Source organism: Paenibacillus sp. J31R109 (assembly GCF_059692055.1).
Genome location: NZ_JCAUAR010000016.1, coordinates 45,762 through 71,691, shown reverse-complemented (window position 1 = coordinate 71,691; position 25,930 = coordinate 45,762). Strand labels below are relative to the sequence as shown.

The 25,930-nt window shown below is 47.8% G+C and carries 20 protein-coding genes; all 20 read right to left on the bottom strand.

Annotation, left to right across the window (positions count from 1 at the left end; genetic code table 11):
• Positions 1–38: 38 nt before the first annotated feature.
• Complete coding sequence (locus AC58QT_RS28455) at positions 39–1,103, bottom strand: hypothetical protein (protein WP_497411929.1); 1,065 nt, start codon at positions 1,101–1,103, stop codon at positions 39–41.
• 105 nt (positions 1,104–1,208) lie between these two features.
• Entirely contained in the window at positions 1,209–3,191 is a 1,983-nt protein-coding gene (locus AC58QT_RS28450) for a DUF7594 domain-containing protein (protein ID WP_497411928.1), read from the bottom strand.
• A gap of 176 nt (positions 3,192–3,367) precedes the next feature.
• The gene (locus AC58QT_RS28445; RefSeq protein ID WP_497411927.1) at positions 3,368–4,993 is read right to left on the bottom strand and encodes a response regulator; all 1,626 of its coding nucleotides are present in this window, start codon (positions 4,991–4,993) and stop codon (positions 3,368–3,370) included.
• Positions 4,990–6,735 (bottom strand): sensor histidine kinase, encoded by a 1,746-nt coding sequence (locus AC58QT_RS28440; protein ID WP_497411926.1) that lies wholly within the window; start codon positions 6,733–6,735, stop codon positions 4,990–4,992. The genes AC58QT_RS28445 and AC58QT_RS28440 overlap by 4 nt, the downstream gene beginning before the upstream one ends.
• Positions 6,736–6,833: 98 nt before the next feature.
• Positions 6,834–7,670, bottom strand: a complete 837-nt coding sequence (locus tag AC58QT_RS28435) for a carbohydrate ABC transporter permease (RefSeq protein WP_497411995.1) — start codon at positions 7,668–7,670, stop codon at positions 6,834–6,836.
• 18 nt (positions 7,671–7,688) lie between these two features.
• Positions 7,689–8,588, bottom strand: coding sequence for a carbohydrate ABC transporter permease (locus AC58QT_RS28430; protein ID WP_497411925.1), 900 nt, complete (start codon positions 8,586–8,588; stop codon positions 7,689–7,691).
• A gap of 429 nt (positions 8,589–9,017) precedes the next feature.
• Positions 9,018–10,361: an ABC transporter substrate-binding protein gene (locus AC58QT_RS28425; RefSeq protein WP_497411924.1), complete on the bottom strand. Its 1,344-nt coding sequence runs from the start codon at positions 10,359–10,361 to the stop codon at positions 9,018–9,020.
• A gap of 175 nt (positions 10,362–10,536) precedes the next feature.
• Positions 10,537–11,244 carry a FadR/GntR family transcriptional regulator gene (locus AC58QT_RS28420; protein ID WP_310499505.1) on the bottom strand — a complete coding sequence of 236 codons (708 nt, stop codon included), beginning with the start codon at positions 11,242–11,244 and terminating at the stop codon, positions 10,537–10,539.
• Positions 11,245–11,257: 13 nt separating this feature from the next.
• Positions 11,258–11,998, bottom strand: coding sequence for a LutC/YkgG family protein (locus AC58QT_RS28415; protein WP_497411923.1), 741 nt, complete (start codon positions 11,996–11,998; stop codon positions 11,258–11,260).
• A complete protein-coding gene (locus AC58QT_RS28410; RefSeq protein WP_497411922.1) occupies positions 11,991–13,511 on the bottom strand; it encodes a LutB/LldF family L-lactate oxidation iron-sulfur protein in 1,521 nt (506 codons plus the stop codon). The genes AC58QT_RS28415 and AC58QT_RS28410 overlap by 8 nt, the downstream gene beginning before the upstream one ends.
• Positions 13,508–14,236, bottom strand: coding sequence for a (Fe-S)-binding protein (locus AC58QT_RS28405; protein ID WP_310499508.1), 729 nt, complete (start codon positions 14,234–14,236; stop codon positions 13,508–13,510). The genes AC58QT_RS28410 and AC58QT_RS28405 overlap by 4 nt, the downstream gene beginning before the upstream one ends.
• Before the next feature lie 95 nt (positions 14,237–14,331).
• On the bottom strand, positions 14,332–15,432 hold the full coding sequence (locus AC58QT_RS28400; protein WP_497411921.1) for a winged helix DNA-binding domain-containing protein: 1,101 nt from the start codon (positions 15,430–15,432) through the stop codon (positions 14,332–14,334).
• 106 nt (positions 15,433–15,538) lie between these two features.
• Complete coding sequence (locus tag AC58QT_RS28395) at positions 15,539–16,915, bottom strand: sensor histidine kinase (RefSeq protein WP_497411920.1); 1,377 nt, start codon at positions 16,913–16,915, stop codon at positions 15,539–15,541.
• Positions 16,888–17,592, bottom strand: coding sequence for a response regulator transcription factor (locus AC58QT_RS28390; protein ID WP_497411919.1), 705 nt, complete (start codon positions 17,590–17,592; stop codon positions 16,888–16,890). Before AC58QT_RS28390 ends, AC58QT_RS28395 begins: the two co-directional genes overlap by 28 nt.
• An 88-nt stretch (positions 17,593–17,680) precedes the next feature.
• The gene (locus tag AC58QT_RS28385) at positions 17,681–19,825 is read right to left on the bottom strand and encodes a hypothetical protein (protein ID WP_497411918.1); all 2,145 of its coding nucleotides are present in this window, start codon (positions 19,823–19,825) and stop codon (positions 17,681–17,683) included.
• Positions 19,826–19,851: 26 nt separating this feature from the next.
• The gene (locus AC58QT_RS28380; RefSeq protein ID WP_497411917.1) at positions 19,852–21,291 is read right to left on the bottom strand and encodes an ABC transporter substrate-binding protein; all 1,440 of its coding nucleotides are present in this window, start codon (positions 21,289–21,291) and stop codon (positions 19,852–19,854) included.
• The gene (locus AC58QT_RS28375; RefSeq protein WP_497411916.1) at positions 21,272–22,675 is read right to left on the bottom strand and encodes an ABC transporter permease; all 1,404 of its coding nucleotides are present in this window, start codon (positions 22,673–22,675) and stop codon (positions 21,272–21,274) included. The genes AC58QT_RS28380 and AC58QT_RS28375 overlap by 20 nt, the downstream gene beginning before the upstream one ends.
• 17 nt (positions 22,676–22,692) lie before the next feature.
• The gene (locus tag AC58QT_RS28370; RefSeq protein WP_497411915.1) at positions 22,693–23,835 is read right to left on the bottom strand and encodes an efflux RND transporter periplasmic adaptor subunit; all 1,143 of its coding nucleotides are present in this window, start codon (positions 23,833–23,835) and stop codon (positions 22,693–22,695) included.
• A gap of 28 nt (positions 23,836–23,863) precedes the next feature.
• Positions 23,864–24,757, bottom strand: a complete 894-nt coding sequence (locus AC58QT_RS28365) for a carbohydrate ABC transporter permease (protein ID WP_497411914.1) — start codon at positions 24,755–24,757, stop codon at positions 23,864–23,866.
• 31 nt (positions 24,758–24,788) lie between these two features.
• Positions 24,789–25,658, bottom strand: a complete 870-nt coding sequence (locus AC58QT_RS28360) for a carbohydrate ABC transporter permease (protein ID WP_497411913.1) — start codon at positions 25,656–25,658, stop codon at positions 24,789–24,791.
• Positions 25,659–25,930 lie beyond the last annotated feature (272 nt).

The window sequence follows — 25,930 nt, the reverse complement described above, 5'->3', positions numbered from 1 at the left end:
ATCTCTTCATCATCTCTTCGTCCTTCCTACCTCTCTTACTAATTCACCACTACTCGGTTATAGACACTTTCATTGCGCTCAACTTTCGCTTGCTTCTTCAACTGCTCAATGATCACATCGAATTGTTTTTTCATAAGATCACTTTTGATCGCTTCTTTCACATCATCGAAACTCACATAGCCTTGCACTATTTTTCCAAGAAACTGCAGGACATAAATGTTATTCCCGTTCGTTATTTGAACAACATCCCCCTTAGTAAGCTTGCTAGATTCGGTAAGGAGAAGCTCATCAATGGCGGATGGATCCTCCGAGCCTTTGGCTCCTAGCTTCATTCCCTCTTGATTCCGTCCTCGCAACAGCACATCAGCCGAGAACTGCTTGCGTGTGTCCCCGAAAGAGGCACCATTTTGTATCATAAACACCGCTTCTTCCGCCTTCGCCTTATGGCTGAGAGGGAATGTCATTATATTCATCGTTACTTCATCCGGTAGTCGATATCGGGTTTCTTTCCATGTCTCATAAGCAGCTTGAACCTCATCTTGTCCTACGCTTAGTTCGTTGTCCCTCATCTTATCTTTCAACGCAATCATCCAATTCGAATGCAAATAGTCGTAATAATTCCATTCCTCGTACTGTGTGGGGCCATAGATTGGGCTTCCCTCTGATACGGCAGCCTTTCTACGTACGTTTTCTTGCTGCCACTGCTTCACGAAATCCGTATAGCTCGCTGGCACCTCGATATCATGTTCACGTGCAAGTTGCTGCTGAACCTTTAATGTGATTAATCGTTCCACCGCAGCCTCTTTTGCATATTCAGCCGGGTTCACACCACTGTAATCCGTCTTCCAGAACGAGGCATTCATTGTAGCTTGATATTTATTTTTAAAATACTGCGCCGTAGCGGCACGCTCCTGCGAGAGAATCAAGTTAAACTCACGCAAATCTACCTCTGTTTCGTTAATCCGCATGACATAAGCCTCATTGGAAGCTTCTGATGTTTTATAGAAGATCGAGGCTCCAACAACGCCTGTGAAGAACACGCACACACAAATCCAAGCAAAGAATCTCTTGCTGCTATTACTGCCTTTTCGATTAGCCTTCATCGCATTCATCTCTCTTCCATACAGTTTCAAAAACAGCTAGATGAGGCAGCCGAAGCTGCCTCTGTCCGCCTGTCTATCTCTGTTTGCCAATCCCCCCTACAATGATTACTGCAGGGTTAGTTTGATGTAATCAAAGGATAATAAATAGTCTGTGCTTGCGGCGTTTTTGCCTGTCACGATAAATTTCAATCCTTTATCCCCGGTTTGGTTATAAGTTACGGTACCCACATCGAGCTCAACTACGCTAGCACTAGCCGAGTAGAGATCCTGCTCCGTACCCACATTGACACCAGCGCCCATTAATTGGAACTTACCGCGGTCATAGTATTTCTTAACGCCAACCTTCACACGATACGTTCCGGCTTTAGGTACATTTATGCGATACGTCACAAAATCATTGACTTCATTCGAAGAATATTTGGTACATAAATCATTGCTGCACGTTGCATCATCGAATGAAATATGACGATCGCCTGAGCTGTCATAAGCCACTAAATCCTCGGTTTCACGCGTGAAGCCTGTGTACGTGACACCCGCTCCGCCATAAGCTCCGCGGTTCGGTGCTGCTGTAGCCGAAACTGTGTTGCCCCAGTAATCTTTCCCGCCGTTACCTGAGATTAGCGTGCCGCTGCCAATAGCTGGTGAACCAGCAAGCAGCTTATAGCCGTCCACGCTATTACGCCCAATGCCGCCTGTTCCTGGTCCAACTAGCTTCGGATCGGCTGTTGACTTATGCACATCCATCGTAGCAGAAGGCTCATTAGCAGGATGTTGACCATAGAACGTATTCGAATCCCAAGTACGTGTATTGTTCACAGACCCAAACTGATATTTTGCCGTCGTACTATTGTTGTAGATAATGTTGTTATAGAACGAGTACGTGTGTGGGTTCGTCGATTCATTCACAATGGTAGGTGACAACCCTGCGCCTATATAAAAGGTATTGTTATAAATAGCGGCACCGGCAAAAGCATAATTTAAATAAACGATATTGCCCAAATCATTCTGCGAGATGTTATACCTCACCACTAAGCCTGTGTCTTCCGCAACGGTACAGAACCACACGAGACCATGATGATTATCATGACTGTAGCTGTACTGCCATATCGTTCCCGGGCTCATGAGATCGGGATCATACATGTTACCATCGACACCCGTACTTCTGTTGAGATAGCCTTCGTTATATTGCAGAACCGTATTTCTGGAGCTTCTTGTGAAGAAGGTATTCCCTGTTGTTCCCGTCGCTGTATCATGCGCAACGTTATTCTCGACCACACCACCGTCTGCCAGACGTATGATCATCGCGTTCTTAGAAATGTTATACAGCGTATTATTGCGAATAGCTAAATTGGCATACTTCACGTTGCTCCAGTCGGCTTCACCAGGGTAATAGGCAGGTGCATCGAAATCAATCACTGAGTTGTAAGTGACGATTCCTTCATTCTTCACATCGTGAATCAAGTTATCCTCAATACGGATATCATTCCACTGCGTCGTTGCTGACTTTCCTTCAAAATAAATGCCTGCTGTTTTCTTGTTCGCAAGCGTGCCACCGACAGAGCCCTCAATATCATGAATCACATTATTGCGAATGTAGAAATGGTTAATCGTCCCCGAAGTATCTGCTACAACTTCAATCCCTCGGCGATCCCCTTCCGTTGCTGCATCATTCGTAATATCGAGATTATTAATTTCCCAATATTGTTGGTTGGAGAAATAAACAACGCCTTGCCCCGTCATCCCATTGCCGTCAATAACTGGCTTAGAACCCGAACCGAACATATCAATAGAAATAGCTCCGCCCGCTGCGCTTCCAGATCCACCTGGGCGCAACTGTCCAGTCCATATCCCGCCTGCTTTAAAGAGAATCTGGTCACCTGGTTGAAAGGTTACACTGTTCACCTTAGTCAACGTTTTCCAAGCGGACGCTGCACTCAGTCCACTCCCACTATCATCCAGCCTAGATGAATCCACATAGTAGGTATTTCCTGCAGCGGAAACTACGGGTGGCAAGGCCAGTGCACTAGCGAAAGTAACCAAAGAAATGGATAAGCTGAGCACTAGGTTAACCCATGTTCTTTTTCTCATACATCATATACCCTCCTCAGTCGCTCCATAGTCAATTCAAACACTCCTCTCCCAAAATGATATCGCTTACAATTCATATTGTAACGATCTCACCCTTAGAAAAAGGGTAAGATTTTTACTCCTTTCGTGTATTATTTTGTTGCACTTGTACTACAGCTAGTGAGCAACCGGCTTGGCTAAATTCTCCCGAACTTCTCGCGAAACTCGGAAGGGGTTATCCCCATGTACTTCTTGAAGAGACGGGAGAAATAAGGACGATCATAATAGCCTAATTTTTGTGCAATCGTCTCGGTGGAATCTGAACCGTTTTTAATCATTTGTGCGGCTAAATTCAATTTGAGTTTGTGCACGTAATCTGTAAAATTCTCGCCAGTTAGCTTCTTAAATTGTCTGGAAAAGTAACTAGGATTCAGGAATAAATGTTGAGCCACCTCACCGGAAGTCACATTCTCCGTCAACCTTTCTAGAATATACGTTTCAATCGCATGCAGTTTAATTTCTCTGGAGCTCACTGCGGCCTGTTCCGTCTTGGCAAAACTGCGACAAATGAGTGCCTCAATGAGAGACGCGATCTCATTTACTCTCTGAGCCTGCTTCACTTCCTGAATCGTCTCTGGATCCATAGGAATATGAAGTACTTGTAGTCTTTGTACAAAATGCTCAATGACTAACGCAGGATTCATGTCCGCCTCTCGGCTAATTGTAAGTAGACTCCCTAACAACTGCTGTGCTGTATCACCGTCTCTGCGTTCCAAAGCTTCTTGGAAAAGTTGAAGTTCCTCCTCAAATCGAGGCGGTGTTGAAGACTTCCAAGCTTTCACCTGCGATAAAGGCAAGCGCACAAATGGATTGGACTCGTAAAAACAAGTCCTATTCGCTTCACGCAATTTCTTATACGATGCAGGCACTTCTTCGACATTTGTGAACGAGTTTGAATACATACCTCGCAAGGTCAGCTGTAAATAACGCTCCACTAGCTGGTTCACCTCGTTCAAATAACAGATCAGATTCTCAAAAGGTTTCAGTTGTAGATCACTTTGCCTATAATTCATAATGACGATAAAGCAAGCATTCTCATCATGATCCGTCATATATCGGCCGGGTAGAAATGGCGTCAGCTTCATGTAATTGTTCGCCATATTAAATTTGTCTGCTATTTCCTGCGCAATGTTATAGACCGCATATCGCATAGTAGGCGTATCCTGACGAGCGTATTTTAGACGAAAAGAAGCGCCGTCCAGATGAACAAGTCCTAATATGAAATCGGCATATACCCAATCCACACCAAGCCTTGAACCGAATCGAATCACGCTATCGACAGAGTGGAAGCCTTTCATCAAATCCTCCATGAAACCCTGTTTGAGCAAAATCAGATTCCGCTGCATATCCGACATATAGTCATTATGCGCCAGGATTCGATGCTTGCTTTCAAGCGCTTGAATCACCTTATGTACAGCTTGCAGCATACGCTCAGCGCTTAACTCATCCTTGTTAATATAGTCGAGCGCATCTAACTGCAGCGCCTTCTTCGCATATTGAAAGTTCTCATGATGTGTTAGAAAAATGAGGAGCACGTCCGGGTTCAGCTTTTTCACTTGATCAGCAAGCGCGATTCCATCGAGCTGCGGCATCCCAATATCCGTAATAAGGACATCAGGGATCCAAGTTTCTGCCTGCTGGAGTGCTTTAACCCCAGATTGGCACACTCGCACTTCACTGAAGCCCATATCCTTCCACGGAAGCAGCCTCTCCAAGAAACGAAGGATAGGAACATCATCGTCGACGAGCATCAATTTCTTCATAAGCGTTCCTCCCCCTTCGTTATTGGAATCATTAGCGTCACACTTACCTGATCTCCTTGCTGAATCACGATCTCCGCCTGAGTCCCATAGGTGAGTCTCATTCTGGAGAGTGTGTTCTTCATGCCGACATGCTCTTGACCATTAAACATCTCATCCTGACCACCCGACTGGATCATTTCCTGTAAGGCAGCCCTATCAGCTTGCGTAAGTGCTGCACCATTGTTCGCTATCCGGATGGAGACCACGTCTCCCATCTTGCTCGCATGGACGGCAATCCGAGGATGCTCTGGCGCATCAATGAAACCATGGACAATCGCGTTCTCTACCACCGGCTGCAGCAAAAGGGAAGGAACACGCATGGCCCGAACCTCCTCATCCAGCTCCACGATAAAATCGATATCGAGGCCATTACGCATTTGCATAATCTTCACGTAATCCTTTAAGAGTGCACATTCTTGCTCCAGCGAGTTCATCGTATAGACATTCATATAGGCTCTCAATAGTCTAATTAACGAATCAATCTGCCCGCTATGCACGTTATCCCCATCCAACATCAGATTACACTTAATGGATGTTAATGTGTTCAGCAAAAAGTGCGGATGAATCTGCGCATAGAGCGCTTTCAATTCGATGAATCGCTTCGCTTCCTGCTCTTTCTCAATATCCATAATTAATTGCGTGATCTCATCCAGCATGCTGTTAAAGGAGCTGCCCAAAAACGCAATTTCATCCTTTCCTTGCACCTCGAAGCGAACTGTGCGATCACCTGTACCGAATCTGGCAACGACGTTTTTCAGCGTTGTTATCGGAATATGAAGTCTTCTGGCCATCCACATGGAAGCCACAATAAATAGCAGTATACACAGGATGATTAACAAGACTACCGAGAAGAAAACTCTGGATATTTCCCCTGTTATTTCCCGTTGTGGTGTCTGCAGCGTTAATTGCCATTTCGATTTGGGAATCTGATAGTCATTCCGCATCAGAGCCTGATCATCAGCAGCTTCTTTAACCGAGTCCCCCGTATGATAAATATCACCACCGAATTGATCCTCAATCTTAAACTGGCTGTTACTCAGATCACCAATCACTTCAGCGAAATAGTTGAAAGGAATGCCAATATACAATACACCGAGCGTCTCATTCGTCTTGGTATTACGCAGCAATTGCGCCACATAGTGATGCCTTCTGCCATTATCATTGGCTGTCGGCGTGCGATTCAGCGCCGTATTCTGCCACTTAATGGAGTAGCGTGCGCCTCCCATATCTTCCTGTACAAGCTCATTCAGATCCTGCGAAATGAGATCCTGCAGCTCCGTATAATCGGAAGAGCCTGCTTCGGTTTTGATAATGTAACCACCCGGTGTGACGATAAAGGTTCTCACGTTAACTTGCGCCAGCTTGGTTGTCAGCGTAGTGAGTTCCTTTTGAATATTTTCCAAATACATATATTCTCGAAAGCCTGCAATTTTCTTAACGCGATTCAGCTCACTAATCCCCTCAAGAAGAATCGGATCTTGATTTAATTGTATCGATAAATACGCGATTTCATCGACCATCTTGCTGACCTGGATGCCGATGACTTCAAGTAAGCGTTGATTATTATTTTCAACCTTATCGGTAATAACATTCTTCAGCACGGAGTAGGAAAGCATCGAAATTAAGAGCACAGGCAAGAGCACAAAGAGAATGAGCAGCAGCTGCAGCTTCTGATAGTAGGATACATTTCTGAATATGCTCATCGGTTCTTGAACCTCGCTCGCTTAATTATTACTTTCCATTGTAGCTTAGGTTGATTCTGGGAGGAAGGTAGAGAACTGGAAGCTCACTTCACCTCTCCTTACCCTTTCACGCCTCCGAGTGCAATGCCATTAATAACTTGTCTTTGTAATAAAATGAATACAGCAATGACTGGAATAATAGCTGAAAGAGAAGCCATCATCGTAATGGAATAGTTCGCGCTAAATTCTTCTTTAAATTTCAAAATACCAAGCGGGATTGTATAGAGGGTATCTGTATACAAGAAAATGAGTGGATTCTGGAAATCGTTCCACACCCAAATGAACTTAATAATACCCACCGTTGCGATAATCGGCTTACATAACGGCAACATGAGATTCCAGTAGATACGCAGGAAGCCCGCCCCATCCATTTTGGCTGCTTCAATATACTCTTGATGAATACCCAGCATGAATTGGCGGAGCATGAACGTGAAGTATGTTGAGAACATCCCCATAAGGATTAATCCAGCATGTGTGTTATATAAGCCAAGCGTCTTAATCAGTACATACCTTGGCACCAACGTCGACTGCTCAGGAATAATCATGAAGCCGATCAGCAGCGCAAAGATGATGTTTTGCCCCGGGTACCTCAGTTTCGAGAACGAATAGGCCGCCATGGAGGAAAATAGAATGGTAAAAAACGTTTTGATGAGTGCAATTTTAATTGAATTGAAATAGTAAAGGCTGAAATGGACATCCCCTAACCAGACGGTTGTGAAGTTATGAACCAAATTCCAACGCGTTGGAATCCATTGGATGGGGAACGTCATGACATCACTCTCGAACTTCGCAGCAGCGGAAAGCATCCATACGAGAGGTGCCAACATGAAGATGGAGATAATCCCCATCAGAATAGTGATCACCCATTTGCCATAATCGATCTGACGGTTTTGCAACATGTGAAGGTCCTCCAATTAATAATGTATTTTACGATTCTGAGCTGCCCATGTGAAGGAAGTCAGGAGTGTGATAATCAGGAACAACGCCCAGGATAGCGCAGAGGCATAGCCCATTCTAAAGTGTAGGAACCCTTCTTCGTACAAGTAATAAACAAGCACTAGCGATGAATCATTAGGACCCCCATCTGTGAGAAATTTAATGAGGTCAAATACTTTAAAGGAGGAGATGATTAACGTGATACTGAGAAAAAATAAAGTAGGACTCAGCAGAGGCAATGTGATGGTCCAGAATTGCTTGATTCGCGAGGCACCATCGATATCTGCCGCTTCATATAAATCCGCCGGGATATTCGTTAACCCTGCTAAATAAATAATGATTTTGTAGCCGATCGATACCCAGATCGCGATGATGATAATGCTGTATAGCGAGAATGAACTGTCAGCCAGCCATTTTGGTGGATTGGTCATGCCTATGGAGATTAGAAATTGATTAACTGGCCCTTTAAACGGATGCAGCAGAGCTCCCCATACCGCAGCGACGGCAACCGTTGTTGAGATGTAGGGGATAAAAAAACTAACCTTAAAGTAATCTTTGAGAAAGACGCGTGAATGAATGAGAATAGCGAATAAAAGCGCAATCAGCATGCCTAGAGGCACCGTAAATAAGGTGTAGATCAAATTATTTTTAACAGCCAAATAAAATTTATCATCCTGGAACATCTCGATATAATTCTGCAGCCCTACGAATTTAATGGCAGAGAACCCACCGACTAAATTCCATTCGCAAAAGCTCAAATATAAGGAGAATACGAGCGGAAACACACCTAGCATCAAGATGCCTAGAAACTCCGGTGTCGCAAATGCATACCCTACCAGCACTTCTCTCCTGCGGTTCGTCCAATACTTCCCTTTCATCCTGCTCACTCCATCCCTTGTTCTTATAAATCAAGTATATAAGTTGGACGACAGCATCTTTTTTCAGATTTTGACGTCTTGTGTGTATAATTTTGACCATATAAAACACGGCTGTGCCGACCTCGGAGAGTCAGAATCTAAAAGAGATGCGAATTTGCATCTTTTTCCACTAGAGAAGTCTCGGTCTATTAGGAAAGATGCGAATATGCATCTTTTTCCAGCCATTTCCTCCTTTTTATTGAGTTTCGTTAAAAAAAGATGTATTTTCGCAGCAATTCTCAAATAAACGGTCTATTCTCCTAAAAAGGATGTATTTTTGCAGTTCTCTGCTCGGATAGAGATGCTTAATGAGAAATAGAGGGGTAAGCATCGCGCTCACCCCCCAACGTAAAAAAAGAGAGAGTATCGAGTACTCTCCCCTTACATACACTATTTTGTATTCTGCTTTGCAATCTTTTCTGCCTCTGCCATCATTTCCTTCTGGATCTGATCGAATGGGGCATTATCTAACATATATTTCGAGAACAGCTTCTCTGTCACATCTTTCTTCAACTGAGCACCGTATGAGATGCTGATGCCTGAATCTGCCTTTGTCTTCACATTTTTATCATATACCGTGTCAAAAAGTGATTGCTCATCGATGAGATTCTTCTTATCACCAACAATCTTAGCAATAACCGTTTTCCCATCGCCTTTCTTCCACCCTTGAAGACCTTCCTTCGTACCGCCTGCTTCCGACGTCATATAGCGAACGAACGTGAATGCCGCCTCTTTATTCTCGGACTTCTCACCAATGGCCATGTACTCGCCACCCATAATGGTATTGCCCAGCTCTGAATCCTTCGATGCTCTAGGCATTGGGGCGAAAACCGTTTGGAAATCATGCGGATACTTCGTAACATCCAACGCGTTAGCTAAGATAAAACTGCCGACGAACTGCATACTCGCATTCCCGTTCAGGAACTCTTGGACACTGTTATATTTGGATGCCACGACGTCTGCCATCGGCTTTACGGATTTATCCTCTTTTTCCAGCGCGCGTCTGAATTCGAAAAATGACTTAAACGATGGATCATTGTAGTTCGGCGCCAAACTAGCGGTTACGTAGGGATTTACACGTTCGCTAAAGGCCGTTGGATTCGCATATTCGCCAAATGTATGGAAATAAGCACCAGCGCGCGGACCCTTGGTCAGCTTTTTCGCATAGTCACGGAAATCATCCCAGGTCCAGCCCATCTTCGGCACACTTAGGCCCGCTTCATCCAAATGCTTCTTGTTCAAAGCTACAAACCAGAATGTAAGGGCATCCATAACACCATAATAGTGATCCTTGTATTTCGGAGTGGCATGATACTCTTCATCTGGTTTTACATTGTTCTTCTTAAAAAACTCGTCCAAAGGAGCAATTGCGCCGTTCGCTGCACGCTGCGTGACCTGCTCGATATTCGCGAGCTTAAATACATCCACTTTCTCGCCTGCGGCAATGAGAACATCCAATTTCTTAATCGTTTCCGCAGAGTCATTGGGAACAAGCACTTTGGTATCAACTTTAATGTTCGGGTATTTCTTCTGGAAAGCTTCAACCTTCTCTTTGTATCCTGGCTTTTCTTCCCATGTAAAATAATTAATCGTCACAGGAGCTTGCGCCTTAGCGGTTTGGGCAGCTGCACTTTCGTTAGGGCTGCTTGTCGCCGTTTTGCTGCCTGATGAACAACCTGTGATTAATGCTGCACAAGTCAGCAGGGCCATGCCAGCCGTTATTGATTTCTTCATATTGAAGATCCCCTCTCTTCATGTTCAAGTTGTTCCTTACTGCCTTCATTGTAATGAATTGTGGGCAGAGGGGGCGTGTATATTCTTGTCGCATGTCGTGTATGATTTTGACAGATGCACAAAGAGAAGGCCTTCCCCCTCACCTCATTGAGTTGTGGGAAGCCCCTCTGGGTATTCATATATATTTAATCAAAATACTTTCGACATGCTCCAAATGCTCGCGCATCGCCGCAGAGGCCAGCACGGGATCTCCGCTGACGATCGCTTCATAAATCACCTTATGTTCCTTCAGCAGCTTGACCGCTACTTCCTGATTCGCATAAAGCTCCGCACGGCGGATATCGCGAATCATCATTTCCATGGCGTTGCGGATGGACTCAAACGTTTGCTCCATAATGCTATTATGCGTCGCTTGAACGAGCAGCTGATGGAATCCGAGGTCCGTTCTTTCCCCTTCCGCATCATTGCCTACCGAACTCCCCATGTCTTGCATAATGCGCTGCAGCTGGGCTAAGTCCTCAGGCGTTCGTTTCCGTGCAGCAATGGATGCAATCGAAATCTCCAACGATTGCCGCACTTCCATGAGCTCAAGAAGCGTGGTCCGATTCATGCGAAGCGACGTCCACTCGGGGAGCGTCACCTCGGAGGGCGCATCGCGAATGACGCGGCTTGCTCCCCCCTGTCGAATCTCAATGAGACCCATCGCCTTCAAGGCGCTGAGCGCTTCCCGCATCGTGGAGCGTCCGACGCCGAAGCGCTCGGACAGCTCCTTGGTGGAAGGGAGCTTATCCCCCATTTTCAATTGTCCCTGCACAATCATCTCTTTGATCTGCTGAGCGATCTCATCATAGTGATTCTGTTTCTGCAGCTTCGTAACTTCCATAGGAGTACCTCTTCTATCCGATAAGTAGCACGTGCACAATCCCTGGACCGTGAACACCAATTGTCAAATCGTTCTCAATATCCGCCGAGCGGCTTGGACCCGAGATGAAGTGGATGCCGGCAGGCAAATCTTGTCTTGCTATCTGATCGAGTGGGGCGAGTATCTCGCCTAGTCTCGTTCGCAATCGTTCAATCGGCAGCAGGACGATCAAAGCCGTAGGGAGCAGGCTCACCGATCGGCCCTTCTCTTTCGATGATAACACAGTTAGCGATCCGGTGTAAGCCGCGGCATGGTCCGCCATCACGATGCCCAGATCGGCATTCGCTGCACTGGCCTTCCAGTTGGTGCCTTCATCGGTATTCCATACCGAGAAGTCAACCTCTGGAAGCGATTCGCTTAGCTCAAGCGCATGCAGCTCGGCTTGATCCTGGTGAATCACACGTTTGACACTTAACGTGTTGACGAGTTCTTGGATTTTAGCTTTGGCTTCATCCATCGATGGAACCCTAACTACGTATCCGCCTGCGGCATGGAAGTTCGCTGTGAAGTTCTCGACACGTTCTTCTGGGGACCAGTTGAACGCTTTCCAGCTATCCGAAGCGCCTTGGAAAGGATGCGCCGGTTTCTCCGTCACTCTAGCACGCCCTAGCTTGTTGGCGATGCCTTGGATAAAACGTTCCTGCTCGGCCAGCGATTGCTGATCCAGAACTTGCAGCTTCTCCTGCCACTCTGGCGTTATGTCTCGTTTACCCATGATGATGTCCTCCCTTTTTGCTCCGCGCTGCCAATGCCTCAGCCAACTTGGCTTGAATCGCCGGATCGGTCTCCGTAAGTCCATGGCGAATCTCTTGCTCCAGTGTTTTCCAGCCTTCGCGGAAGGATGCCTTCGGCAGACTCGGTGTTACGCGATAGCTGTTCCAGCCTTTGAGCGGTCCAACCTTCAGGCGGATGCCGCCGTCGCGAACGACCAGCTTCTGGCCGATTCTGCCTAGCTTGAGCACGGCGCTCATTCGCTTCGAGTTGCCCATCAACGCTGCAAAGCCCTTCATCCCCGCCGCCTCGACTTTATCGCCATGGCCGGCTTCGACCTTACGCCTGCGCAGCGACACCAGCATATCGTGCAATGGAATCTTCACGGGGCATGCTTCATAGCAGGCGCCGCAAAGACTTGAAGCATTGGCGATGTCGTCCCATTCCGCCACATTTTTCTTGAGCGCTGGCGTGAGCACAGCGCCGATTGGTCCGCTGTACGTGCCCCCGTAGGCATGACCGCCGATATGGCGGTACACCGGGCACGCGTTCAAGCATGCGCCGCAGCGGATGCAGTTCAGCAGCTCTTGGAACTCCGGATCGCCAAGTTGCTGCGAGCGACCGTTGTCCACGATGATGATGTGCATCTCTTCCGGCCCATCGGCATCTGCGTCTCTTCTCGGACCTGTGATGCCGGACATGTACACGGTCAGTTTCTGACCTGTAGCTGAACGAGGAAGCAACGTTGCCATGACCTCGAGGTCTGACCAAGTAGGGATAATCCGCTCCATCCCCATCAACGTAATTTGCGTCTTGGGCACCGTCGTGACCATGCGGGCGTTGCCTTCATTTTCAAAAAGGACCATCGATCCGCTCTCCGCAATGGCAAAGTTACAGCCCGTCATCCCGATGTCAGCTTCCAGGAATTTCTCTCTTAGTTTCTTGCGCACATAGCCAGCCAGAATTGTCGTATCCGGGGCCAACGTCTCCCCTGCATCCTTCGATAAGAGCTCAGCGATTTGATATCTATTTTTATGAATAGCTGGAATGATAATATGCGATGGCGTTTCATCCGCCAGCTGAATGATGTATTCGCCTAGATCGGTCTCGATCGCTTCAACGTTAATAGAGGCCAGCGCTTTATTCAAGTGCAGCTCCTCGGTCACCATCGACTTGGATTTCACAACCGATTTGGCCTGTTTGGCTGCGGCGATTTCCAGGGAAATTTTGACCGCGTGGGCATCGGTATCGGCAAAATGCACATGAACCCCGTTCGCTCGCGCATTGTTCGCAAACGTCGTTAAGTAATAATCCAAATGCGCAATGGTATGCAGACGAATCTGCCTGCCGCGCTCACGCCAATCGTCCCAGTTTCCGTGATCAGCCGCTGCTTTCAGCTTCCCGCCGCGTAGCCGCTCCGTCGTAAACTTAACCGCTTTGCGCAGAAATTCATCGTTCAGCGCGATATCTGCCCGTTCCTTAACCGTTGTCGCTTTCCCCGTAGCTGTGTGGCTCATGCGTGCTTCACTCCTTCATATAGCAGCTCAGCCAAATGCATCACTCTCACCGGCTCGTTGCGATAACGCAAATTCCCTGCAATATTCATCAAGCAGGCCAAATCCAACCCAACCAATACCTCAGCCTCGGTTTCCTTCACGTGGTCTACTTTCTCCTGCACCATAGCACCGGAAATATCCGCCATTTTCACAGAGAACGTCCCTCCGAATCCACAGCAGTCCTCGGCAAAAGGCAGCGGAACCAACTCCAAATCTTTGACGCCTTGCAGCAGCGCAAGCGGCTCTTCCTTCACGCCGAGCAGCCTGCTTCCGTGGCAGGACGGATGATAGGTGACTTTATGTGGAAATACAGCACCCATGTCCTTAATATCGAGAACATTAACTAGGAACTGTGTAAATTCGTACGTTTTATTCTGAAGCTGTGTGGCTTTCTCCATCCACTCCGGCTCATCCTTAAACAAATTCGCGTAGTGATGAATCATATACGTGCAAGAGCCCGAAGGCGAAATCACAAAATCACTGTCCTCAAATGCGGTAAGAATGGTCTTCGCAGTTGCTCTCGCTTCATCCCAGTAACCGCTGTTATAGGCAGGCTGCCCACAGCAGGTTTGCACCTTCGGCAATTCGAGTAGAACACCGTAATGCCCTAGTAGACGTGCAATCGCTTCGCCAACCTTTGGATATAATGCATCACTTAAACACGTAATAAATAAGGAAACCTTCATGAGAAGCCCCACTTTCTTTCGTTAACTTATCAGGTTGTCAGACATGTTGAGTGTAGCATAAACCCCCTCGTCTTGAGAAGGGGTATTTACTTAAATTACACGATACTCGAAAAAATAATTTCAGAGGTAGACGAATTCGCAGCTGCGAATTGAAGCATTCGAGCCCCCTCCTCAAACAGAGCATCTTGCTCTTGTTTCGAAAGCACCCGGAATGGTTCTATATGCAAAACAGTATGATCCCGCTTGCTGATCAGCTTCCAAGTTCCCGTTACGAAGCCGTCTACGAGAATAGTTGCCCGGATGATGCCATTCACCGTGAAAACACGTTTGCGGTACGTCTCGTCCATAATCCGGCTGCGATCCGCATATGAGAGCAGCATATTATCGAACTCGCCGAGGAAGCGTGGTGCGGAAGGTGTATCGTCAGCAGGTCGAGGTGCATCCGGCAGATCGAATAATTCTTCGCCTCGTCCATTTTGGAAGCTGATTAGCTGTGGACGAAGGTTTTTTATCACTTCAAGTATACGAGTAAGTCCTGACCACATCTGGATATCCTTGACGGTAGCCGGTCCGAATGCGGCTAGATATCTACGAATGAGCCATTCTGGCTCTAACGAAGAGGACAGCGGTTGGCCGAGCCATGCTTCAATGGACGTATGTACCGCTTGTCCGCTTTCCCCCCAGATGCCTCTCGGTGGCAGTTGCACTAACGGTACCTTATTCCGAACCAATCCCACGGCAGCCTCTGGGTCGAGCCCTGACCATTGTTCGGATAGCCTTATGCCCAATTCGTTCAAAGTCATTGGCTCCTTCTCGACCCACGATCTTCCTGCTGCAGCAAGTGTTTCTTGGTCTATGCCATGAAGCTGCTTGCCGAAGGCTCCCTTCAAGCTGCGATCCATAACAGGCTGCAGTAACGGCCGCAGATGCAGGGCGTCATTAGCAGAAGCCAAGTGCAATGTCGATCGCATTAGCGCCATGCGGACAACCTGCTTACTCCGCAAAAGCTCAGACAGTTCTTCATGACGAAACGCGTCTATTCGCGACCACAAACTAAAGTAAGGGGCGTTCGGGGATTGCGCCTGCATCCCAACCAGTCTTTCGATAGTCTCCAAGACAGGAAGCTTCACACGGGTAAGCAGCATTTGCCTTGCCAGCAGCGCACGATTTAATTCACGGTTCGTGAGTACCTTCATCGTGATATCTCCCATCTAATTACGGTAGTTTTGCTTATATCCCTATAATAAACGATACACCCTGACAACACTATGTCAGGGTGTATGTATTCAGAGTCGCGTCCCCCTACCCCTTCCGCACCGGGAACCGCAGCACCATCTTCGTCCCCTGCCCCAGCGCACTGGCCGGTGTAATCTCGCCGCCGTGCTTCGTCACGATCCAGTTCGCGATCGCGAGGCCTAGGCCCGTGCCACCCGTGCTGCTGCTGCTGCGCGTCCGCGACTTGTCGCCGTGGTAGAAACGGTCGAAGATATGCGGCAGATCCTCTGCCGCAATGCCGACTCCCGTGTCCTCGACGACTAATTCAACGTCATGCCCTCGCTTGCGAGCAATGACACGAATCGTGCCATCCGCGGGGGTGAATTTCATACTGTTGTCTAGCAGAATCACCAGTAGCTGGTGGATGCGTTCCACATCCCCTATCAGCTCAATCCCGCTCTCGACGTCCGTCTCCAGCTTCTGCCCCTTCAACTCCGCTAACGGTTCGAACTTTTGCACGACTTCGTGAATAATCTCCGATAGTTGCAAAGGCTTGAGCATAATTTCCTCTTGATTGGAATCCGCTCTGGCCAGCGTCAGCAGCTGTTCCGTTAAGCGGCCCATCCGCTTCGACTCCTCTAGCACGACAGACAGCGGTTCACTCATATGCAGGATCGATCGATCCGGATGCCGAAACGCGAGCTCTACATTCGCTCGAATAATGGATAACGGCATGCGCAGCTCATGCGAGGCATCTGCCACAAATTGCTGCTGTTTATCCCAGGATTCCTTGATCGGGCGCAGCGCTTGATTCGCTAGATACATACCTGCTAACACGGTTATAGCGCCGCCAACCACGATCCCGATTAGAATAAGCTTAAACAATTGCTTCAGCATATTTTGCTCAGAGTCAATGAGGCTGATGGCTTGAATCGCTACAATCTTGGTCGTCGCCTCGCTAAAAAGTGAAGTAGGTGTAATACTGTCTAATCCTTTCGCCTGGGAAATATCGGTCAACACCTTGAAATTCATCAGTTTCGGCTGTTCATACTGCACAGCATGAACGCGATAAGAATGATTATCGAGGCTCACCGTCTGAGGTGCTGGAATCGATCGATACGGCTTGAAGGCATTCACCTCTTTCCGCATCGCAGCACCGCTTAAGATCGGATACGAATTTCCTTGATCATCCCATAGCACCACAAACACGCGCGGATCGATCCCCTGAACTTGAATTAACGTCTTCTTGGTCGTGCCTTCCGCAGGTTCATCAGGCGACATGATTTGCGATTTCGTATAGAAAAACTGCGCATCCTGCTGAACTCGCTGCTGTAACGATTCATCCACATTGGCATACAATTGATGGCGTAGTTCGGTATAGACGATGATGCCCAGACCAACAATGATGACGAAGAAAATAACCGCGTTCAACGTCGTTAGACGAATTCGGGTCTTTTTGAACATACAGCATTCTCCTTCAAAATATACCCGACATTCCGAATCGTATGGATCATGTGATCATAATCGAGCGGTTTCAGTTTTTTGCGCAAATAGTAGACATACACGTCCACGACATTGGACCCTACATCGGAATCAAGTCCCCAGACACGAAGACAGATTTGCTCCCGAGTCAGAATTTGACCCCGATTTCGCAGCAAGTATTCGAGCAGCTCAAATTCCTTCAAAGTAAGCTCCAAAGGCCTTCCGGCAATCGCAACTTCCTTCGTTCTACTTATCAGTACTAGCTGATCATAAGATAGACGATCTTCGGTCTCGATTCCCCCGCGTCTACGCAGTAAAGCCCTCACCCTGGCAAGTAATTCCGGTACGCCAAAAGGCTTCGTCATATAATCATCCGCACCTGAATCGAGTCCCTTCACCATATCCTCAATACTATCTCTTGCTGTGAGGAACAGGATTGGCGTCAGAACTTGCTTAGCCCGCAAGGTATGAACAATTTTGACACCATCCATCCCAGGCAGCATCCGATCGAGCACCAACAAATCATAGATACCTTGCTCTGCCAAATAGCAGCCCTCTTCGCCGCAGGCAGTCGCATCCACTTGGTAGCCTTCTTCTACCAGCAAGGTTCGTATCGTTTGCAGCAACGGCAGCTCGTCTTCCACAACGAGTATTTTCATCGACTTTCCTCCTAGTTGGTACCCGCTACCTCTCTCATAGTTTTAGTATAAAAGGATTAGATGAATGCTAGCTTAAAAATAGCTGAGTTTAATCTGTATAAATGAACCAGTCCAGTTCTTTGGTTGCTAGCAGCTTTTTCTGTCCATTTTGGAACTGGTGGTAGACATTGAATTGATACGTTTTCATATCACTAATCTTATAAATGGTATCTTTGTTCGTGTACGTGATTGTGGCATCGTGGAAGCCCACTTCTAGAGATTTGGACGGATCCTTCCCATCCAGCTCGTAGGTTTGACTAACGATAATTTCCTTACCACTCTCACTCAATTCGTCTCTCAGCTCAACAATCAAGGAATGGTCCTTCATGCTCGTTTCCACTAAGGTATCCCTTTTTAGATCATAATCGAAATTCAGCATAACCGTTCCTTTTGTAAAATCGATCTGTGTCCCGATATGACTTAACGTAATCGTATACGGGTAGACGTCTAATGTTGCGAAGCCATGCTGCGGCTCTTCAATCTCTTCAGGCAACTGAAAGACAGCGGCGTTGACATAGCCATTCTCTTCAGCTACACCTGAGAAGGTAACTTCATCGCCAAGAATCAGCTTTAACTCTGCTGTTTTATAGCCTTTCGGTAGGGTTGCGTACACATAGACAAGTGCTTTGCCACCTGGAATGACCTTATTGCTAATCTCTGAAATGCGAGCCGGGAAAACCGTCCCATCCTCCGCCTGAAACTGCGCAACTTGCTTGCGCAAATCCGTGAACCGCTTCTCCAAGTTAGCGACACTCAGCTGCACCGTGAACAGATCGGAGCCTTCGCCAGCGAACGTTTGCGTAGAACGAACAGAATACGCTGCGCTTTGCCCAATATCGGTCAGTGTTCTCGTCCCGTAGGCAGGAATCACCTTCATCCCCATCAGCTCTTTATTATGATGAAAGGTGAGCAGATCACTCACTTGATTATCCGCAGCCTTCTCTTGTAGGACGAGATTTAAGTCCTTGAAATCGCTCGTATACGGGATTTTCCCAGCCAATTGTAAATTGATCTCTTTGCCGGGCTGGAGGCTGATCACACGGTCTATCTGAATTAAACTTGCTTCAATATTGACCGCATCATCTAGTTCAAAATAACCCTTCAAATCTGGAATAGGCAGTGCCTGACTCCCTTTATTCGTAAGCGTGATATTCGCTGCCAAAATGTCTTGATCTTCCCACGGCAATCGCTGCAGGGATGTCAACCGTGCGGTATAGGTGCCTGATTTGTTGGAGAATTCGTAATCGTTACCTAGCGAAACCTCAACTTCCACAGCTTCCGGCACTTCGAAAAAGGCGACAGGCAGCTTCAAGCTGCCCTTGCCGTCACTTCCAGTCGTCGTTTCCGTGATGACAAGCTGCCACCCCTCCGCTCCCGCTTCCCTAGGAATAGACCCGCTGAGAAGTCCTTCTTTTTCAGCCAGAGGTTGCAGATCCGTCCCTTTCCCCAGCGTTGCAGCTTGCAGCGGATACATGTGCCCCTGGGCAGTACGAATGAAATAGCTCAGATCTGGCAGCTTCATACTGCCTGTCCCTATATTCTCCATTTGAACATACAAGGACGGTAAATAGAAATCGTCATTTCTACTTATGGACGTGCGATTCATGTTCAGATGGAAAGGCGTACCGTCAATCCCAACCGAACGCTTCGCTCCCACAGGCGTCACCACGGTGTAATCACTTGCCGGCGTCAGTTGACCGATCACACGCTCATAGCCAGCAACGGAGAAATCTAGCCCAACGAGCTTAAAAACGAGATCCTGAAGCTCGGTTGTCGCGTTCACTTTCGCATAGAGGCTATATGATTCACTCGTGCCAGGTGCGATCCCATGCGTATCGCCGCTCTGCGCTAACTGGTTGACTTTAAACGTACTGCCAGCCTTGGACTGCAGGCGTACCCAATAATTTTTAAAAGAAAGCTCGCTCACACCGCCGTTATGAACATTGACTTTAAAGGTGACCATCCCATCCTGATCGCCAGGCAATAGCATGACATCTTGAACTTCCATGTAACTGTCCTCATTGATGGAAGCCTTTCCTAACGAGGTAGAGCCAACAACCTGCTCCTTCTGGGGCTCCGCGGATGTAGACGAAGCAACCCCAGCTCCGGCCGAAGCCGAAACGGGGGAATCTGCGCTGCTTAGGAGGAAGAGGAACAGGAGCCAATGAATTATTTTACGGTGAGAAATCATCATGATGCATACATCCTCCTTGACTAGCGTTACTCCTGCAAGTACGTGTTCACCTTATTCTGAATGACCTTCGCAACCTCTTCAGCGGATTTCTGACCTTGGAAGAACGGTGCTGTTTCTTCGGCAACGATATTCGTGATTTTTAGATCGTTTTCTGCATATACGCTAATATTGTTCAAAATCTTCTCCATAGCCGCAACATCCTGCTCTGTCGCAGGTTGAACCGTTGCTGATTTACCATTATTCATAATCTTCATTGTTTTGCCGCCGCCTTCGCCGCCAGTTCCGAGCGTTTTCAAGAAGTCGATTTGCGCTTTCGCTCCCGTCTTGTTTACCGCAATGCCCGTCAACTCTCGAGCCGATTGCATCTCATCGGACAACAAGTACTTCACGAATTCCCAAGCTTCTTTCTTGTTAGCAGATTTGCTGTTAATCGCAAGCGGCAAGGAGGAAGTAAACTGAGTTCCTTTGGCTTCGCTCTCTGAAGGCAGATTGTAGTACCCGCCTTTGCCATCCCAATTCATTTTCGGCATCGTATACATATCGGTGTACATCAGGATGTTCCCTTTTGGTTGGAAAATAACATTGTTCGGGTCCGAATTATCCGCAAGAATGATCTTATCGTCATACATGGATTTCGCAAGCTTAAGCATGTTAATAAAATCAGGTGTATCGAACTTGGCTTTCTTCACACCGATATCGGCGAATTTTGAGAAGCTGCTATTGAGCATCGACGTGATGAGCTCGGCAGGCTCTATTTTGCCCATAGGATACGTATCTGGCTTACCGTCATTATTTTTATCTGCGACCATCGCGCTCGCTTGTTTCTTGAAATCCGCCCAAGTCCACTTGCTGTCATCGATCTTTTGGGAGCTGAGCACAGCCTGATTACCGAGCCACATATTTAATCCTACTTTAATTGGAACCGCATATAAGGAACCGTTATATTTCATCGCATCGAAAATACCTGCGTAATAGTTCTCCTTTTTGAATGAAGCATCTTTACTCATCAGGTCGCTGATATTTTCCAAAAGCTTCTTATCGGCATATTTCTGATACGGAAGCCCGCTCGTCACGATGATATCTGAGGCTTTACCGCTCATGAGCTCAGCCCCTACGGAACTTGCGTATTTCTCCGTGTTTTTTGGGTCTGGCTTCTGCATAATCATCATCTGCTGCTGCCCTTGACCTTGTGCTTGGCCTTGTGGCGCCGTTTGAGGTGCTGCTGCATACTCTTTAATGTTAATTTTGGTGTCGGGGTGCAGAGCCTCGTATTTCTGTTTGGCTAGCTCGAGAAAACGATCGGATGTCATCACAGATAGTGTAATTGTTTTGTTCCCTGGGGCTGGCGAGGATGTACTTCCTGTATCCCCCGTAGTTGTCGTCGTATTGGACGAACAAGCCGTGAGGGATAACATAGAAACGAGTGAGCAAGCGATGACCGATTGTTTAACTGACATTTTGCGCATAAGAAAATTCCACTCCTTTAGATGGGTTCCAAAAAATAATAGCCACGGTGCATAGAGCACCTAGTACTGCATAGTCCAGCAGCTCAATTCGGTAAGATAATCCTGCCCACTGGGCCATGGCAAAAATGAAGACAGCTGCAACAGGCACATACATGAATATGCGTTGCAATTGGGTATACACGGGTACTCGTTCCAGCACCCATAACCGAATGCCAAGCAAGAGCAATGGCAAGCCGAACAACATGCCCCCTAGGAACAACCGGCCTGTTAGCCGATTAGCGGCGTCAATCACCAATTCCTGCGGAGATGGGACATAGCCCATCTGGGCTGCTTCCTGCTGCCAGAGGTTGCGCAGCTTTTCCATATAAAACGACAGATCAATGATCTGCTCCGGCACCCATTCCAACGGAATGTAGAGGTGAAACTGGATGCCCTTCCATAGGGCCGTGATGCAGACGGTCATACCGAGTGTAGCCAGTGTGCTAATGAGCAATGCTGATCGTTCGTGAATCACGGCATCGATCCAGTTATCTCTAGCCAATCTGTTTCGTAAAACACCTTGGATGATTGTTAACTGTCGAGCAATTAACCGTACGAACAAGTAGATCGTAAGCATGCCGCATACAAACAATTGAACCAAACGCCATTGCGCCATTCGTGTATGAGCAAGCTCGTGGTTGACGATTATGAATTGCCCAGGGCTGTAACCGATTGAATTGAGCACCTCGTTCACTTGGCTTTCCCCCCCTGCAACAGCGCTAGGCTTACCAGCCAATTGCAAGGTTTCAATGCTCGTATCTGACTGGATATCGAATAACGTCGTGATGGGAATCAGCACATTCGGAGTGCCATCGTCGGACATGTGCCGAAGCAGTGAACTTTCCTCCTCGATCACCCCGATGACCGTAAAAGCAACACCAAACAGCTCCATCGTTTTTCCTACGACCTGATTGGCATGGAAGAGCTGCTGAGCAACAGCTTCGCTCACAATAGCGACCCGGCTGTGTTCCTCCACCGAGTTTCGCGCGAAAGAAGCACCTGCCTTCAGCTTCATCTCGTTAAAATCCGTGTAGGCGCCATTCACGCCGAACACGTCGGCATTCAGCCGGGCAGCGCCATATACGGCGCGTGTTTGCTCCCTCGCTGCATAAGCGATGGGCAGCGGTGCCCACTTTTTGGTCAGAAGCTCCGCCTCTTTCAAGGACAAACCCACTGGGCTTGCTCGTGCAGCCGATGGATCCACGTTCACCGTGATCTGCTGCATCCCGTAGGAGCCGTTCGACTGCTCCCAGTCCCTTACGACAGAAGCGATGAATCCGCTGCTCGCCAGCAGCAACAGCACACCGGCAAATACCATCCATGCGGCCAATCGGGAACGCTGCATAACCTCCCTCCTCCCTGTTAGTCATTTGCACGCACGCGGTCACCATCCGAAATCGACTTCGAGCTCGACACGATCACTTTATCCAGAGGCGTAATTCCATTCTCGATGGATGTTTTCGTATCATCCGCATCCCCGATCTGTACATTCGCCCGCTGCGCAACGTATTCTGTACCAAGTGGACCCTTCTTCTCTTTTAGGAGCAGAACGTAGGTACCTTGATCATCCTCTCGCACCGCATCGTTAGGCAGGAGCGAGCGAAGTGAAGCTGTTTTTTTTACAATATCGAATTCAGCTGTTTCCCCACCTTTCAATCGATCATCCTTCAGCGTGAAGGTGATTTCCTTCCCTTTTTGCGTAGACTGGCTAGACTGATTGGAACCCGAGGGGCTTATTGCATCCCGAATATCGATGATTTGCGCGGAAATTCTAGCATTGTTGAGCGTTGAGAAAATGAGCTCCGTCTTATCTCCCACCGTGACATAAGACGCCTTAGCGTCGTCAATGGTAGCCTTCATCTGCTGACCTTTGGACAAATCCGCTATGCTCACCGCCGCTTTCCCGCTAGGAACAGGAGCTCCTTTCACTGCGTTGACGGCTGTGACAATGCCACTGACAGGTGCGGCCATCCGCGAAAACTCTTTAAGCTGACGCTGTTGATTGGCGATCTGCCGCTCCAGAATTTGCATATCCAGCTGCGTGCTTTCGATATCGCGGGCTATGCTGCGCAGTTGCTTCTCATCATTGCTGCGGAAGGTGTCCTGATAATTTTCTTGAAGCTTCTCCAAGCTCAACTGCTTCTGGGCATATCGCGCCTGATTATCTTGTAGCGCGTCTTCGGTCTCTCTTGTTTTAAAAACCACTAGCTCTTGGCCAGCCTTCACCGTATCCCCAACCTTCACTTCGACCTCACTTGCGGCCCAGTTGGTCTCCACATAGACATCAGCAGTCTCTGCGGATTCCACCGTTCCCGAGCCTGTGACCTCATGTGACAATGTGCCTGCGAGCGCCTTTTCCGTGGTAACCTCAGCCAGCGATATACCTAGCAGGGTATTGGAAAAGAACGTCAAGGCCACCATCGCAATAACGAAAGTAACGATTGCCTTGCGGATTCCCTTCTTCTTGGCGCGTTCGCCATCGGCGGCGGCCATTAATGCATCCATACAACGTTCCTCCTATAGGTAATCCGTCTTACCCTTTTATGCCAGATAACTGGATGCCTTCAACTAAATACTTCTCTGCATACAGAGCAACTAGAAGCGGAGGCAGCATATATACCACAGAAGCGGCAAAGGCGATGCCTCGCTCCTCGTCTCCAATAACGGCTAAATACACAGATAACGGTTGTTTAATCGCATCATTCAAGAAGATCAGCGGCTGCTCCACCATATTCCAGTTATCGATGAAAACGAGGATTGATAGTGCTGCTACACCTGTTCCGCACATCGGCAGAACAATCCGTGTCCATATGTAAAAGTGACTCGCACCATCCACACGTGCCGCTTCGATATAACTCGCAGGTACGACCATCATGAACTGCCGCAGCAAGAACACGCCGAAGGCGCTGAAGATGCCCGGGTAAATAATCGCCCCATACGAACCGAGCAGACCTAGCTTTTCCGCGACAATAAAATTGGGCACCAGTGTCACCTGAAAGGGCATCAGCATCGTGACAATGTACAAAAAGAAGAGCGGCTCGCGAAACCGAAAACGTAAATGGGCAAACGCATACGCAGCGAGCGAAGCGACAACCAGTTGGCCAGCGATGATTGGGACTGTCATTTTCACTGAGTTCCAGAACATGAATAGGAACTGTGGTCTTCCCACCAATACATCGTAGAATTGTGACAAGGTTACGCGATCTGGTATCCATTTCATCGTGATGAATGGGCCATCATCTGTATCGCCAGAAAGAGCAGCGTAGTTGCTCGTTATCTCCGTTTCCGCCATGAATGAGTTCGCAATGGTCAGCGCCATCGGGAACAGAAATCCCGCCATAAGCGCACTAAGCACAGTGATTAGCACGAATCGCGATGTTTGGCGTCCCAAGCGGTTAGTTAGCGGCTTAATGCGAGCTGCTTGCATGTAAAAACTCCTTTCCAGCGTGGATCCTCCGCTATCCGATTGCTTTGCTGATGCGTCTCTCCACCACGAATAACGTCAAGACGAGGAATACAATCACCACAGCCATTAAAAATGCAGCAGAAGTGAGCTTCTGATAATCCAGCGATTTGAACATATTGTTCATATAATGCTGCAGCATATAAATGTTTTCATTCGGGTAATTGCCGGCAATTAAGTACGTCTCTCGAAACATTTTGAAGGAGTTAATAATTGACATAATAAAAACAAAGAAAGCAGTTGGCGTCAGGTAGACAAGCGTAATGGACCGCCACTGCCGAAACTTGCCCGCTCCATCCAGCGACGCTGCCTCGTAATAATCACCCGGGATGTTCTGGAGACCTGCTAGGAAGAGGATCATATTGTAGCCGATGTTTTTCCACAGATAGACAATAATCAGCACATACAAGGAAGCCTCACTTTCCATCCAGTCTTGCGGACGTATTCCCCAGCCTGCTAGCCAAGCATTGATCGTCCCATGGAGGTCGAACAACGCATTCCACACCAGCACCACCGAAGCCACCGGTACAACAAGCGGACTCAAGAACGAGATTCGGAACGTTTGGCGCATCGGCAATTTGCGATTGAGCATCATAGCTAGTCCTAGTGCAATCAACATGTTAAGAGGCACACAGACTGCCATAAACAAACTTGTATTCACGGCTGCCCGCCGAAAAATGGGATTACCCAGCAGCTCGCGATAATTCGCTATCCCCACAAATGAGCCATCCACAGGGCTGTCCATGAGCGAATAATAAAACCCCATCCCAAAGGGGATCAAGAAAAACACCGCAAATCCTGCCACGCTTGGCAGTAGAAAAACAAGTGCTGTAAGCCCCTCGTTGTTGCGTAACCATCTGAGCACCAATATGTTCCTCCTTCCTACAGATCACATTCTCTCATGTGAAAATTAGAAATGGATTAGAAGGGTAGCCTTCCTTCACTTACATTGCTGCATATTCTGCTTGCTAACCACACGCGTCGATATGCCTTTCAAAACAAAATAAACCCAAGACAGATGTCTTAGGTTTTTAAACAGAATTCATATCAGATCTGCCTTGCCGATCACGGCCACATTCCTGTATACTTTGGCTGTATCAAGCGCTTAATACCCTACGCGTTGCTAAGGAAGTGACC

Coding starts and splice junctions, on each gene's coding strand:
- AC58QT_RS28370 (WP_497411915.1), bottom strand. CDS start 23,835: ATGGATGCATTAATGGCCGCCGCCGATGGCGAACGCGCCAAGAAGAAG.
- AC58QT_RS28445 (WP_497411927.1), bottom strand. CDS start 4,993: ATGAAGAAATTGATGCTCGTCGACGATGATGTTCCTATCCTTCGTTTC.
- AC58QT_RS28385 (WP_497411918.1), bottom strand. CDS start 19,825: ATGATGATTTCTCACCGTAAAATAATTCATTGGCTCCTGTTCCTCTTC.
- AC58QT_RS28410 (WP_497411922.1), bottom strand. CDS start 13,511: ATGAGCCACACAGCTACGGGGAAAGCGACAACGGTTAAGGAACGGGCA.
- AC58QT_RS28450 (WP_497411928.1), bottom strand. CDS start 3,191: ATGAGAAAAAGAACATGGGTTAACCTAGTGCTCAGCTTATCCATTTCT.
- AC58QT_RS28405 (WP_310499508.1), bottom strand. CDS start 14,236: ATGAAGGTTTCCTTATTTATTACGTGTTTAAGTGATGCATTATATCCA.
- AC58QT_RS28440 (WP_497411926.1), bottom strand. CDS start 6,735: ATGAGCATATTCAGAAATGTATCCTACTATCAGAAGCTGCAGCTGCTG.
- AC58QT_RS28430 (WP_497411925.1), bottom strand. CDS start 8,588: ATGAAAGGGAAGTATTGGACGAACCGCAGGAGAGAAGTGCTGGTAGGG.
- AC58QT_RS28395 (WP_497411920.1), bottom strand. CDS start 16,915: ATGTTCAAAAAGACCCGAATTCGTCTAACGACGTTGAACGCGGTTATT.
- AC58QT_RS28380 (WP_497411917.1), bottom strand. CDS start 21,291: ATGCGCAAAATGTCAGTTAAACAATCGGTCATCGCTTGCTCACTCGTT.
- AC58QT_RS28455 (WP_497411929.1), bottom strand. CDS start 1,103: ATGAAGGCTAATCGAAAAGGCAGTAATAGCAGCAAGAGATTCTTTGCT.
- AC58QT_RS28365 (WP_497411914.1), bottom strand. CDS start 24,757: ATGCAAGCAGCTCGCATTAAGCCGCTAACTAACCGCTTGGGACGCCAA.
- AC58QT_RS28415 (WP_497411923.1), bottom strand. CDS start 11,998: ATGGGTAAACGAGACATAACGCCAGAGTGGCAGGAGAAGCTGCAAGTT.
- AC58QT_RS28400 (WP_497411921.1), bottom strand. CDS start 15,432: ATGAAGGTACTCACGAACCGTGAATTAAATCGTGCGCTGCTGGCAAGG.
- AC58QT_RS28420 (WP_310499505.1), bottom strand. CDS start 11,244: ATGGAAGTTACGAAGCTGCAGAAACAGAATCACTATGATGAGATCGCT.
- AC58QT_RS28375 (WP_497411916.1), bottom strand. CDS start 22,675: ATGCAGCGTTCCCGATTGGCCGCATGGATGGTATTTGCCGGTGTGCTG.
- AC58QT_RS28425 (WP_497411924.1), bottom strand. CDS start 10,361: ATGAAGAAATCAATAACGGCTGGCATGGCCCTGCTGACTTGTGCAGCA.
- AC58QT_RS28390 (WP_497411919.1), bottom strand. CDS start 17,592: ATGAAAATACTCGTTGTGGAAGACGAGCTGCCGTTGCTGCAAACGATA.